The sequence below is a fragment of the Lactobacillus laiwuensis genome (assembly GCF_019972835.1).
GTDB lineage: Bacteria > Bacillota > Bacilli > Lactobacillales > Lactobacillaceae > Lactobacillus > Lactobacillus laiwuensis.
The window spans coordinates 19,032-32,366 of sequence record NZ_BPPB01000008.1 but is presented as its reverse complement, the minus strand read 5'-3'; the positions used below and the strand labels follow the sequence as shown (position 1 = coordinate 32,366).

At 34.4% G+C, this 13,335-nt stretch carries 10 protein-coding genes; 8 read left to right on the top strand and 2 right to left on the bottom strand.

Features of this window, described 5'->3' with window-relative positions; genetic code table 11:
• Positions 1 to 126: 126 nt before the first annotated feature.
• The 5 genes from LDM92_RS07450 (at position 127) to LDM92_RS07430 (ending at position 5,131) form a co-directional block, all read left to right on the top strand.
• Positions 127 to 2,049, top strand: a complete 1,923-nt coding sequence (locus tag LDM92_RS07450) for a BglG family transcription antiterminator (protein WP_223902685.1) — start codon at positions 127 to 129, stop codon at positions 2,047 to 2,049.
• Between the two features lie 13 nt (positions 2,050 to 2,062).
• Positions 2,063 to 2,953, top strand: coding sequence for an NADP-dependent phosphogluconate dehydrogenase (locus tag LDM92_RS07445; RefSeq protein WP_223902684.1), 891 nt, complete (start codon positions 2,063 to 2,065; stop codon positions 2,951 to 2,953).
• 302 nt (positions 2,954 to 3,255) lie between these two features.
• Positions 3,256 to 3,717 (top strand): PTS sugar transporter subunit IIA, encoded by a 462-nt coding sequence (locus tag LDM92_RS07440; RefSeq protein ID WP_223902729.1) that lies wholly within the window; start codon positions 3,256 to 3,258, stop codon positions 3,715 to 3,717.
• 2 nt (positions 3,718 to 3,719) lie between these two features.
• The gene (locus LDM92_RS07435; RefSeq protein ID WP_046331662.1) at positions 3,720 to 4,046 is read left to right on the top strand and encodes a PTS fructose transporter subunit IIB; all 327 of its coding nucleotides are present in this window, start codon (positions 3,720 to 3,722) and stop codon (positions 4,044 to 4,046) included.
• A 23-nt stretch (positions 4,047 to 4,069) separates the two neighbouring features.
• Positions 4,070 to 5,131, top strand: coding sequence for a PTS fructose transporter subunit IIC (locus LDM92_RS07430; protein WP_223902683.1), 1,062 nt, complete (start codon positions 4,070 to 4,072; stop codon positions 5,129 to 5,131).
• Between the two features lie 123 nt (positions 5,132 to 5,254).
• On the opposite strand, the gene LDM92_RS07425 is transcribed toward LDM92_RS07430, so the two are convergent.
• Complete coding sequence (locus LDM92_RS07425; protein ID WP_223902682.1) at positions 5,255 to 7,273, bottom strand: hypothetical protein; 2,019 nt, start codon at positions 7,271 to 7,273, stop codon at positions 5,255 to 5,257.
• A gap of 201 nt (positions 7,274 to 7,474) precedes the next feature.
• Here LDM92_RS07425 and LDM92_RS07420 point away from each other — a divergent pair, with 201 nt between their 5' ends.
• Together LDM92_RS07420 and LDM92_RS07415 are read left to right on the top strand one after the other, a co-directional pair.
• Positions 7,475 to 10,321: a TIM-barrel domain-containing protein gene (locus LDM92_RS07420; protein ID WP_223902681.1), complete on the top strand. Its 2,847-nt coding sequence runs from the start codon at positions 7,475 to 7,477 to the stop codon at positions 10,319 to 10,321.
• A gap of 150 nt (positions 10,322 to 10,471) precedes the next feature.
• Positions 10,472 to 11,467: a tagatose 1,6-diphosphate aldolase gene (locus LDM92_RS07415; RefSeq protein WP_223902680.1), complete on the top strand. Its 996-nt coding sequence runs from the start codon at positions 10,472 to 10,474 to the stop codon at positions 11,465 to 11,467.
• Positions 11,468 to 11,520: 53 nt separating this feature from the next.
• Here the strand turns inward: LDM92_RS07415 and LDM92_RS07410 are convergent, their stop codons facing one another.
• The gene (locus LDM92_RS07410; RefSeq protein ID WP_223902679.1) at positions 11,521 to 12,282 is read right to left on the bottom strand and encodes a MurR/RpiR family transcriptional regulator; all 762 of its coding nucleotides are present in this window, start codon (positions 12,280 to 12,282) and stop codon (positions 11,521 to 11,523) included.
• A 122-nt stretch (positions 12,283 to 12,404) separates the two neighbouring features.
• Between LDM92_RS07410 and pfkB the strand changes: the two genes are divergently transcribed.
• Positions 12,405 to 13,334 (top strand): 1-phosphofructokinase, encoded by a 930-nt coding sequence (gene pfkB / locus LDM92_RS07405; protein ID WP_223902678.1) that lies wholly within the window; start codon positions 12,405 to 12,407, stop codon positions 13,332 to 13,334.
• The last annotated feature ends 1 nt before the right edge of the window (position 13,335 follow it).

Sequence of the window (13,335 nt, the reverse complement as noted above, 5' to 3'; positions counted from 1 at the left end):
GTAATCCTAACTTAGAGGGCTTTTTGTGTACAACATTTTAAAAAACGAAACTAATCTAAGTATCTTTTTTGGTGTTTTTTAGTAAGCGGTTTCATTATAAGATAAAATTACTTAGTGAGGTGATCAATGTTGCAAGAAAGTAATAAAGTTGTAAACCAAAAAATCAAGAAATTGGTAAGTTTCATAGCTACTAGGCAACAGGTACACTATCCTGAGATAATGTCATTTTTACAAGTTTCGAGAAAAGAGGTCGTAAAATATTTAAATATTATAAGTAAAAGATTACAGAATACAGATATGAAGTTAGTTCGTAAACGAAATGTAGGTATTTATTTTGAGGGTGATATTAATCAAATTTACAGAGTTTTTCAAACAAGTAACGAAATAGCTTTAAGTACTAATAATAGACAAAACTTAATTTTACTTTCTCTTCTTTTAGATAATGATGATGGTGTAAAACTGGAGAGTATTTGTGAAAAATATTATGTTAGCAGAAGCACATTAGATAGGGATATAAAAGAGCTAAAAAAAGAATTAGATCCCACCTTAAAAATTATCGGCACTAGAAAGGGACTAAAGATTAAAGGTGATGAAAAAGAAAAGAGAAATCAGGCTAGTAAAATAATTAATAAATATTGGATGGAAACATTTGATAACAATGTAAGAAAAATTAGTATTCCTATGGAACTAAGAGAATTAGTTGAAGAAAGCACGATCAGAATGGTTCAAGAAGTTCTGCTAAAGTTAACTAATTCTACTAATCTAGTTTTCACGGAATTCCAATATCAATCTTTTTTTATACATATTTGTATAATGATTGAACGAATAAAACAGAAAAAATATTTAAAAGAAGAACCAATTAAGAATGAAATAATATTAAAGGAAACACAGTTATTATGTAGTTACATTGAAGATGCCTTTCATGTTAAAGTGCCAACAAGTGAAGAAAAATATTTGAACATACATATTATAGGTGTTAAGAAGAATATTCAGGGACAAGTTACAAAAGACTTTTTTTGCAAAGACAATGATTTATCAAATTTTTTAAAAGATAATCTTGATAACTGGGATGAACAACTAATTGAAGATTTAACAATTCATCTTGATGATGCAATTTATAGAGCGGGAAATAATCTACAAATTTTTAATCCTTATACAAATCAAATATTTTATTTGTATCCTGTTGCTACAAATGAAGCAATTCAATTGGCTTCAAAGATAGCAAGTAATTATGACTTAAAGTTTAACAATGATGAAATTGCATATATAGCTATACACATCGAAGCTTATGATGAGCGAATAAAACAGAAAAAATATAAAAATCAAAAAATAAAAATTGTAGTAGTTTGTAGTACAGGGTTAGGTACCGCAAGAATAATAGTTCAACATATTAGAGAGTGTATTAAAGATGATGCGGTTATTACAAGAGTAGTTTCAGTAGAAGAATTATTAAGTAATTCAATAAGTGAAGATATTATAGTTAGTACTGTGCCAATACAATTTGTTTCGGTTCGTGTAATCGTAGTTGATCCAATTATTACTTCGGTTGAAATTAAAGAAATTAAACAAGCTGTACACGTAATGAAGGATAGGGAAACTAAAAAAGAGTTTTTAAAACTATTATCTCCTGAAACTATTTTTATTGGAAATCTAAGCTCACAAAAAGATGTAATTAAATATTTAGGTAATAAATTAATTGAATTAGGATATGCTGATCCTGAAATTATTTGTTCTATCAATAGTCGTGAAAAAATGGCATCTACTGCTTTGGCTAAATTAAATATTGCAATACCCCATCCTGAACCTGATACAGTTAGAAAAACCAATATTGCCATTTACATACCGAAGCATGAGGTAAAGTGGGGAAAAAGCAAAGTTAATTTGATATTTTTAATGTCTTACAAAAAGGCGGATATTAATGTTTTACCTTTTGACTATATATACCATGGCTTTAATCTAATGGTTTCATCCGATGAATTAAGAGTTAAGCTGTTGTCTTCTAAAACTAAACTGGAAGCTTATGAAAGCATTTATCAATTTTTAAAATAAGTAGAGGTTAATTATGAAAATTTATATGATTGGCTTAGGGAAAATGGGCCTGAACTTAGCAATGAATATGAAAAGAAATCATTACCAAATTACAGGATTTGATATTAGTTCAAAAGCATTAAGTAATGCAAACAATAAAGGAATAAATACTATTTCTGATCTTAAATTGATTGCCGCTGATAAAAAAGCAAAAGTAATTTGGGTAATGCTTCCACCTGGAGAAATTACAAATGATACTTTAAAAAAATTAGAAAGCATTTTATTTAAAGACGATATTGTAATTGATGGCGGAAATTCCGATTACCATGATTCAATAAAAAGAGCTGATGAATTTAAACAAAAGGGAATTGCTTTTTTAGATATTGGTACTTCAGGTGGAACTTATGGTGCATTACACGGAGCAAATTTTATGATAGGTGGGAGTGAGAGTGCGTATAAAAAAATTGCACCTTTATTGAAATCTATTTCAGCAACTAACGGTTTACTTTATTGTGGAGAATCCGGTTCAGGTCACTATCTAAAGATTATACATAATGCAATTTTACATTCAGAATTAGAAGTATTAGGTGAGGGCTTTTCGCTGCTTCATGCCAGCCCGTTTAATTACAATTTAGAAGAAGTTGCTTCTGCTTGGAATAAATCAGCAGTTATTAGAGGCTGGCTAATGAAGTTGATGAGTGAAATTTTTAAAAACGATGCAAAGCTTTCCGATGTGAATACTACTATACACTCAAGTTCAGCTGCTATAGAAGCAATGAAGTCAGCTTTTGATTTAAATGTTCCTGTTCCAATGTTTGGTGTAACTCTTACTATGAGGCAAAGAACGCAAACTACTGATACATATAGTGCCAGAGTAATTAATTCGTTAAGAAAAGAAATTGGTGGCTACAATGAAAAGAAATAATAAAATATTTTATTGGTACAAATTTGATAAAAAAAAGAATTCATACGAATGGAATACATGTGTCAGTTATTTAAGACTGCTTTTTATTTTGATAGGTGTAGTTTTTTGCATAACAAATAACATTTTAGCTGCTATTATTGATTGTATATGTTTGGGGATTTTTTACTTTGCTTATGCTAAGCAAAATCATAAGCTTATAGTAATACTAAATAATGAAAATAACTTGGTAAAAATAACAGGTTACAGGTACTCTCTATACAATCCACTAACTATTTATCTGAGAAAGGTAATTTGAATTGAGTGTGAAAAATAATAGCATTATAGACGTAAGAAATGTAGTTCTGAATGCCACCGTAAAGTCAAAGAAAGAAGCACTTAGATACTTATGCAATCTGCTTGAAGAGAATGGCTATATCACTAATAAAAATATTTTTTTGGAAGATGTATTAAGAAGAGAGACTTTAGGCCCAACCGGAATGGAGAATGGTATTGCAATTCCACATGGCGAATCTGAAGTAGCTAAGGTTGCTACTATAGCAGTTTTAAGGACAAAAAATGATTTAGTTTGGGAAAGCTTGGATAAGAAACCAATACATTTAATCTTTTTGATGGTTGTACCGTCAACTAATCGGAATGTTCAACAATTAAAAATGCTTTCTCATCTTTCAGCAGCCCTAACGCACCCAGAGGTTCAAACAAAATTGCTTAATGAAACAAGTAGAAATAGGTTTAAGAAAATTTTAGAAGAAAATGAGGAGAAATAAATATGAATTTTGTAGGTGTTACATCTTGTACTATAGGTATTGCTCATACCTATATGGCTAGAGAAAAATTACTTCAAGCTGCAAAAGAATTAGGAATGAATGGATTTGTCGAAACTCAAGGAAGTGGAGGAGTAGAAAATAAATTGACAGAAGAAAATATTAGAAATGCAGATGCTGTAATTATTGCAGCAGATGTGGCTATAGCTGATAAAGATCGCTTCAAGGGGAAACCTGTCATAAGTGTAGATACGAATATGGCAATTCAAAAGCCGAAAAGCTTACTTAAAACAGTTGAAAAGAAGTTAAAAGCAGCTGGAAAGCTTAATTAGTAGTGTTTTTAGAGGAAAATAATATGTATAAAAATATATTTAAGTTACAAAATCTTAAAAAGCATTTCCTTAGTGGTCTGTCTTTTATGATACCAGTCATTATTATGTCAGGATTTTGTACTGCAATTGGTCGCATTATCGGCAATACTGAAATTAAAGGCACTTTAGGGTATTATTTATTAACAGCTGGTAACGGTGGCATGTCTATTATGATTGCTGTTTTAGCTGCTGGGATTGGTTATTCTATTGCTGGCAAAGCTGCCATCGCACCAGGACTAATGGGCGGATGGTTGTCTACACAAGTAAATGCTTCCTTTCTTGGAGGAATATTTGCCGGCATTTTAGCTGGGATTGTTGCATTGTGGCTTTTTAATCTGAAACTTCCAAAAAACGTCAAATCTATTGTCCCTCTAGTTGTTATTCCACTAGTGGGTGGCATTTTAGAAGTTTTAATGATTGATTATGTTGTAGGTCCACCACTAGCCGCTTTAACGGATGCTGCTGTGAAATTCTTTACAGGTATGAACACTGGATCAAAGTTTTTATTAGGATTTCTATTAGGTGGCATGACCGGTTTTGATATGGGTGGACCAGTTAATAAAATATCTTTTGCGGTTGTAACAGCTTTTGCTGCTTCCGGTATTTGGGGGCCTGCTGCGGGTAAGAATGTAGCAGCTATGTGTCCTCCTCTTGGAATAGCTCTTTCAGTTTTAATTTTTGCCAGAAAAAAATATGATGAAGCAGATAGACAAAATGCTGTAGCTGCAATTATTATGTCAATGTGCCAAGTTACCGAAGGAGCTTTACCATTTGCTTTTAAAGATCCATTAAGAGTTGTACCTGCCGTAGTTCTCGGCTCCGGTGTAGCTGATGGTTTAATGTTGTCATGGGGAGTAACTGTCCCCTTACTATCTGGGGGTATATTTACGATTCCTGTAGCTAATAAACCATTGTTATATTTAGGTGGTCTCTTAATTGGTGCTCTAATAATTGGCATAGTTCTTTCAATTATTAAACCAAAACTTAAGCAAGACGAAAAAGATGAGACAATCGATGATAATTTGGATATTGATATTGAAATTTAATAACCTGCGCGTAATAAATTCATTTGAAATATAAAAAATAAGAGAAAAAGAACTGTAAATACTATTATATTACAGTTCTTTTTTTAATATTTATAAATGTTGATTTCTAGTTTTACATAGATCCTAAAACAGTATTTGGATTGTCTCTAATGGCGCTAGAGCTTCATTAATAATAGCAATACCATTTTCAACATTAATGTGGACTTTTGTTTTCCTGACAGAGTTATTGACTTTCCTAATAATTGTAGCTTCATCACTTGCTAATGGTTCTCCTAGGTGCCATTTTATTTGTTGATAGCCGTCTAAAGTAAAGTTGGCTAGCCAAATTTTTTGACCATCATTTTCAACTAACAGTTTAACATTCGGCATTCCTATTAAATAATCTACTGGCTTGATACTATCAAGCATTTGCTGCAACAAGCCTTGTTTATATGTAGTAAATTGCGATTCCCAGCCATAGCGTGGATCTTGATCCATCGGAAGTACAACGATATGTTGGTCAATGACGGCCATGGCGTTACCCAATTTTTCATCAACTGCGTTATAGGCAAATGACCACACTTTCACAGAACTTTGCGGTTGATAATCAATTTTCAAATAGTTTCCGGTTTGCTGCAACATTGTAATTCGCGGACTTTCAACTCCGTCAACAATCTGTCCATCTGCCTGTTCAAAAACTTGATAGTTTGAACGAACGGGGTGCCACTCGGCTTTTTCAATATGCAGTAAATTGCCTAATTTTCGGTCTAGTAAAACTTGTACGCATTCACCATCAAGCAACACGAAATTGTTTTTAATCAATTCTGTTACTTGTGCATTTGTTAAGTTGCGTAAAAGTTGGCCAGAAATAGCAACTACTTCATTTTTCAATGAAGTTTTTTTACTAATAGGCAGAATTGTTGTAGCAAAACCAAAGGCTCCTAAAAGACTGGCCCAATTCTTTTCATGAGGTAACAGCTCCTCGACATTCTTACCAGTTTTAGTTTGCAAATAGTAACTAGAGTCTTGATCAACTAAAACTTTAATGCCCCGCAGATGGTCTATCGGCAGACGATTTTCTAATAGTTGGTTAACAAACGGTTTAATTTGAGCGAGCATTTCTGCATAGTGCCAACTATCATTGATACCGTTACCCATCATGTCAAATAAATTAAGCAAAATTCCCTGACTTCCGATTAGGGCGGAAGTAATAATTTGAAATGCAGTAAATGCAGTTGATTTGACTAAAGGCGAATACATATAGCTTTCTAATTCTGGGTATAGTTCGGCATCTTCTCCTAAAAAAGCAGCGGTAATGCGAGTATATTCTTCGAAATATCTGCCGTATTGTAATGGTGCAACTTCATTATAAGCGGGTAAATGAGGCCGAGCCACCTTGGGATGACCTTTTCCTGCTTGGGCCTTAAATAAATTGTCCCAGTCACGGCCTTCAAGTGCATGCCAATCAGGATACGAAGTCATTTGCGCCAGATCTGTCTCTGGACTAACCTTGTGGACAGCCTGCTCAATTATATGCTCAGTTTCAATCATCTCTTGACGAGCCTGATCAAGGTAAACTTGTCTTTCCTTAGTAGGCTCCCCCGGTTGCAACATTTTTTTAACAAATTCTGTGCGTGTTTCCTTTTTACCTAATTGCTCATTATAAAGTTGCATGTGATAATCACAAAAGCACATTAATTTGAGGGGTGAATGATTGTAATGGCGAAAATCATCTTCTAGCCATAATCTGCGCGGATGGATGCTGGCATATTGCGCGTAGGTATTTGCTAAATATTTCCGCCAGGTTGGATCCGCTGGACAAGCCATATCTTGGGCCTTATTACCATCAATATCAACGAAAGTATTAAAGCCGATTTTAGGATTAACTTGGTAGCCTCGATCTGAATGCATAATGGTCGTCCAGGGGTTTAAACTAGTTGTTACGCCTATCTCAGATAACTTTTTTTGTAACGGCTTAATTGCATCTAACCATAATTGAGTCTCAGCTTTAGTTAAGTGACTATGGTTTAATTCTTCACCATTTATAAAAAAAGCAACATCGTCAATTTTGCCTTTTTTAATAAATTCAATTAGTTTTTCGTCTTTAGTTGGAGTGTTTGCTCTGGGATCAAGCATGTATCTTAAAGTGTAAATAAAAGTCATATTGTAGTTGCTCCTGTAAAAAAATCATTATTCATTTTGTCTTAATTTTAGCATAATATGTTACTGCTTATCCTGAGATTTAGGAAGAAAAGCAAATAAGTGGTTGGACAATAATTTCGTTATTAGCTATTTATCCTTTCGCAAATTTAGCATATAATCAGCTTTATCAAATATTTTAAGAAAGATTAATGTTCTTCTAATATGAAGGAGGAGAGAACAATTAATAAAGCAACTAACTCAAATCAAAAAACAGAAACTAGTAATTTAGAATTGCAACATATCACTGAAGTAACTAGACAAACTGGTTATTTTGAGATTCATTATGCACATGGACTAACTGGACGCCTATATATACTAGATGCAAAAACATTCAGGTTATATATTGATCCCAGCCAGAAATTTCAAGAACCAGAGCAATCAGAAACAGGATTGCATGCTCAAATTTTTGTGAAAGATATTTATGGTGCCAAAGGGATGAATGAAGCTAATTTGCTTAAAAACGAAACGGGTTGGCAAATTACTACAGGCACAATTGAGATTAATTTGGCTAGAAATTCAGCTATTATGAGTGTTACTAAAAACGGTAAGGTAGTATTAAAAGAGGCACGGCCGATTAAACTGACAAATTCGGCAACTGTTCAAACTTTAGTTAATCATAATTGTAACTACTTTGGTGGAGGTACCCAAAACGGCCGTTTCACACTAGCAGGAGAAAAAATCGAAATTGTTAATACCAATAACTGGGTTGATCAAGGTGTAGCTTCACCTAATCCTTTTTACTGGTCAACTGCCGGTTATGGTGTAATTCGCAATACTTTTAAGCCCGGACATTATGACTTTAATAGCAATTCGAACGACGAGATTACGACTGTTCATGAAGAAAATCGTTTTGATGCCATTTATTTCTTTGCCGACTCAGCATATGAATTAATTAATGCATATCATAAGCTAACTGGCAGGCCTGCCCTGACACCAGTTTTCGGCTTTTATGAAGCTCATCTAAATGCATATAACCGTGACTATTGGGTTGAGGTAAAATCTGATGAAAAGGGAGCTATCAAATATCCTGATGGCAAGTATTATCGAGAATATCAGCCCAAAGATTTACCGGCAGAATTAAAACCAAAGTCGATCAGGGAAACGCTTAACGGTGAACATGGCGGGGTTTCTTATCAGTTTAGTGCCCGTGCCATGCTTGAACAATATTTGCAAAATGATATGCCTATAGGCTGGTTCTTGCCTAATGATGGTTATGGAGCTGGATATGGTCAAACTGATACATTAGCAGGTAACCTCAAAAATTTAGCTGAATTTGTTAAATATGCTAATAGTAAAGGTGTGCAAGTAGGACTTTGGACACAGCAAAATCTTGCCCCAGTAGATCCTGAAAATCCTAAACCAGATGACCGTGACTTTGAAAAAGAATTGGTTGCCGGCGTCACTGCACTTAAAACTGATGAGGCGTGGGTTGGCCACGGTTATTCGTTCGGCTTAAATGCCACTCAAAGTACTGCCAAGATGATTGCCAAAATTAAAGGTGACCAACTGCGACCATTTATTATTACTGTTGATGGCTGGGCAGGAACTCAAAATACCAGTACAGTTTGGACTGGGGATGAAGTAGGTGGCGAATGGGAATATATTCGCTTCCAAATACCAACTTATATTGGCGAAGGACTCTCAGGACAACCTAATGTTGCGTCAGACATGGACGGCATTTTTGGAGGCCAAAAGCCAATTATTAATACCAGAGATTATCAGTGGAAAGCTTTCACCCCAATTCAATTAAATATGGATGGCTGGGGCAAGAATCCTAAAAACCCATTTGTATTTGGTGGTATTACAAATAAACTTAACCGTGCATACCTCAAACAAAAGTCAATGATGATGCCATATATTTATAGCATCGCAGCGCAAGCAACCTTTACCAGTAAACCTATGGTGCGTGCAATGTTCTTGGAATATCCTGATGTACCTCAATTTTATACTAATTTGGTCAGATACCAGTATTTGTGGGGAGAGAACTTCTTAATTGCTCCGATTTATCAAGATACTGCCAGTGATGAAACGGGGAATGACATCAGAAACGAAATTTATTTGCCTGATGAAAAGCAAATCTGGATAGATTTCTTTACTGGTCAAGAATATCGTGGCGGTCAAGTAATTAATAACTTTGATGCACCATTATGGAAATTGCCTGTATTTGTTAGAGCAGGAGCGATTGTTCCGCTAGCACCAGCCACAAACACACCTAAGGAATACTTTGATCTGAAAAAGCAGCGACAATTTATAGTTTATCCAAGTGGAAACAGCAGCTTTTCAGTTTATGAAGATGATGGCTTTTCTGCTAAGTACCAGCAGGGCGATTATGCTCAAACCAAAGTAAGCAGTCATTTGCTGGATAATGACCTGACTATCAAAATTGACAAAACCAAAGGTACATATGCTGGTTTTGATCCTGAAAAAGCAACAGAAGTTGATATCAGAACTAAAAAGGCACCGGAAGCGATCAAAGCTTTGGTAGACAACCAAGAAATTAATTTGACTGAATTAAATAGTATAGCTGAATTCCGCAACCAAGAAAATTGCTATTTCTTTGATCAAAATTACCTAGTTAACCCGTACTTAAAGGAATTTAGCACTGATTTAAAGCAAACATTTTTGAGAATAAAACTAGGTCAGACTGATATTAGTCAAAACGAAATAACTATTAAAATCGGTGGTATCGATATAAGTACAAAACCGGTTAACAGTTTGCCAGCAGAAGATGATTCTTTGACAACTCCGACTAATTTAGCACAAGATGATGAAAAAACTACTGCAGATTCTATCACGGTATCATGGCAACCTGTATCTGATTGCGATAGTTACCAGCTTAAAATTGACGATGTTTTATATACTAATATTAAAAAAGCAAGTTATACTTTAAGCAGCCTGAAGTCTGAATCTGAACATACTTTTAAGGTAAGAGAAGTTAAGGACTTAAAGGCATCTCCTTGGGGAGCATGTGTTAGCTGTAAAACTAATAAAGCTGACAAAGTTGAGTAAAAGTAATTTTCGTAAAACCAAGTAAATGTTTTCTGGATTATTTATAATTGTGAAAAAGTTTACTAAAACTCACGCTTTTCTTTAAAACACTGAGATATCAGTATATAATAATATTTGTGCGATTAAAGAAAATGTTAAAGGAGATATATAATGAAAACAATTTCTGCAGCAGTTGCCAAACATATGGCAAACTTGTCAACAACTGATGGTATAATCAGTGCTTTGGCAATCGATCAACGTGGCTCTTTAAAAAAGATGTTAGCAGAGGCCGCTAATAAACCTGCTGATGAAACAACTATTGTTGATTTTAAAAAAGCAGTTTCCAGTGAGTTGACTCCTTATGCTTCATCGATTTTGACTGACCCAGAATATGGTTTGCCGGCAACAAAAGTAAGAGATAAAAATTGCGGATTATTACTTTCTTATGAAAAAACCGGGTATGATACCACAGAACCTGGCAGAATGCCTGACTTAATTGCTAATCAGTCTGGATTAAGAATTAAAAATGAAGGCGGAGATGCCATTAAGTTTTTGGTTTACTATGATCCTGATGAAGGACAAGAAATTAATGATAAAAAGCAAGCTTTCGTTGAAAGAGTTGGTGCAGAAGCTAAAGCTAATGAATTGCCATTCTTTTTGGAAGTTTTGACTTATGACGCAAATATCGCTGACGCTAAGAGTGAAGAATTTGCGAAAGTTAAAGCTGATAAGGTTTTGAAGACAATGAAAGAATTTTCAAAGCCTGAATATGATGTAACTGTACTTAAAGTTGAAATTCCGTTTAACATTAAATTTGTCGAAGGTTTTAATGGTGACAACAACGTGGTTTACACTCAAGAAGAAGCTAAGGATCTGCTTAAAAAGCAGTCTGAGATAACTGATTTGCCTTATATTTTCTTATCTGCTGGTGTAACTAGTGAAGAGTTTATTGCTGAAATTAAAATGGCAGAAGAAGCAGGTGCAGACTTTAACGGTGTTCTCTGTGGTCGTGCTACCTGGAAACCGGCTATCAAACCATTTGCCGCTGAAGGTGAAGAAGCCGGTAGAAAATGGTTAGCTACTCACGGCAAAGAAAATATTGCAAACTTAAATGAGGCTCTAAATGGAGCTAAATCTTGGCGCGATAAGCTAGAAGTTGCTGAATAATTTTACCTATTAACTAAAAAGCTTTCTATACTTTAATTAGTATAGAAGGCTTTTTATTTGCTCTTATAAAAATCTGATCTGACCGAATATGCATCACAAAAGATGCGCGTCATTATTTGCAGGGGCAGTCGTGATCTGACCTCGTACTCGGGAAAATAATTAGTTTTAGATTTATAACCGATAAAGGATAAAGTGGAAAAGGGCAAAATGCTGCCTGAGGAATTAGTAGTGAAGGCCAAAACCGGAACTTCGTTTTTATTAAGAGCTTTAGCTGCAGTGACCAATTCCTCAGTTTCACCGTTCAAAGTGATAAAAATTGCTAACGAATCTTTCTTGATTTTACAGGCAATTGTCTTAATAATATTTGGGTCTGAATGGAATTCACAGTATTTTCCAGTTAATTGTAATTTAACCATCATTTCGTGAGCAATTGATTCAGATAAGCCGCGAGCAAAGATAAAAACGATTTTAGCTTGTTTAGTGAGCGAAATGCTGTCTTCGATTGTGCTGTAACTTAGGTTATGCAGTGTATTGTTCATTTCAATTTCGTTTTTAGTAATCACGTTTTTAATTTTATCGTCAGCTTCATTTAACACACTAAAGGTAGAATTTGAATTGCTTTTTAGTTTCAAAGCTTCACGGTAAGAGGTGTAACCACTGTAACCCATTTTTTGCATGGTGCGCACAATTGTTGCAGTCGAGACATTTGCAAATTGACTTAGTTTTACTATTGACATATTAGCAATCTTTTGGGGGTTATTTTCGACGATATTCCAGAGATGTAATTCTGCTGAAGAAAGTTCTTTATTTTTCATTTACGAGCTCCTTTTGTAAATATTTTCCCATTATTTATAGTAAACGCTATCAATTTGGAAAAACGTTACACTTTTTAACTTCTATAATAATAATGCAAAAGGCAAAAAAAGGGGAGAAATCTTTGATTTATACAATAACATTGAATCCAGCAATTGATTTAGTAATTGTCACTAAAAAGCTGGAACCAAAGGTAGTTAATAGAACAGAAAAATTTGAATTGCAACCTAATGGTAAAGGGGTCAATGTTTCGTTCATTTTAGAGAAATTAGGCATTGATAGTGTAGCTACTGGTATTGGTGGCGGCTTTACATTAGATTATGTCATTTCTGGTTTAACAGAAAAGGGTATTAAAACTAATTTCTTAAAGGTAAAAGAACCTACTAGAGTTAATGTCTTTACGGACGTTTTAGACGAAGGTACAGAATACAAACAAGTTAATCCCGGACCAGTAGTAAGTTCAGATAAACAAGATCAATTTTTGGATTATCTTGAAAGTACAGTAACTAAGGATGATATGGTAGTTGTTTCCGGAAGCTTTTCTCGGGGTATAAAACCAAATTTTTTAGTGCAACTGGCTCAATTAGTCCAAAAACAGGGGGCTAAATTTGTGATTGACAGTAGTTACCTAGAAGTAATTGATACTTTAAAATATCGGCCATTTCTACTTAAACCTAATGACGCAGAACTGGCAGCTTTCTTTAATTATGAGGGTGAAATGACTGCCACAAAAACAGTCGAATTGGCTCAGAAATTAATTAAATCGGGTTGTCAAAATGTTTTAGTTTCTCTAGGTGCTGATGGTGCTGCTTTTATAAATGAACGGCATATCCTGTTTGCCAATGCTCCAAAAATAAAAGTAGTTAATTCAGCTTGTGCCGGAGATACCATGCTTGGCACCTTCATTGCCTTTTTGGAAAAGAAAAAACCTATTAGTGAGGCTCTCAAAGTAGCTGTAGCTGCAGGAAGCGATACAGCTAGTCGCACTGGACTAACAGCTTTTTCTTTAGATAATTTATTACCACAAATTTCAGTAACGGAAAGGATGAGTTAAA

Coding starts and splice junctions, on each gene's coding strand:
- LDM92_RS07425 (WP_223902682.1), bottom strand. CDS start 7,273: ATGACTTTTATTTACACTTTAAGATACATGCTTGATCCCAGAGCAAAC.
- LDM92_RS07445 (WP_223902684.1), top strand. CDS start 2,063: ATGAAAATTTATATGATTGGCTTAGGGAAAATGGGCCTGAACTTAGCA.
- LDM92_RS07410 (WP_223902679.1), bottom strand. CDS start 12,282: ATGAAAAATAAAGAACTTTCTTCAGCAGAATTACATCTCTGGAATATC.
- LDM92_RS07435 (WP_046331662.1), top strand. CDS start 3,720: ATGAATTTTGTAGGTGTTACATCTTGTACTATAGGTATTGCTCATACC.
- LDM92_RS07415 (WP_223902680.1), top strand. CDS start 10,472: ATGAAAACAATTTCTGCAGCAGTTGCCAAACATATGGCAAACTTGTCA.
- LDM92_RS07450 (WP_223902685.1), top strand. CDS start 127: ATGTTGCAAGAAAGTAATAAAGTTGTAAACCAAAAAATCAAGAAATTG.
- LDM92_RS07430 (WP_223902683.1), top strand. CDS start 4,070: ATGTATAAAAATATATTTAAGTTACAAAATCTTAAAAAGCATTTCCTT.
- LDM92_RS07420 (WP_223902681.1), top strand. CDS start 7,475: ATGAAGGAGGAGAGAACAATTAATAAAGCAACTAACTCAAATCAAAAA.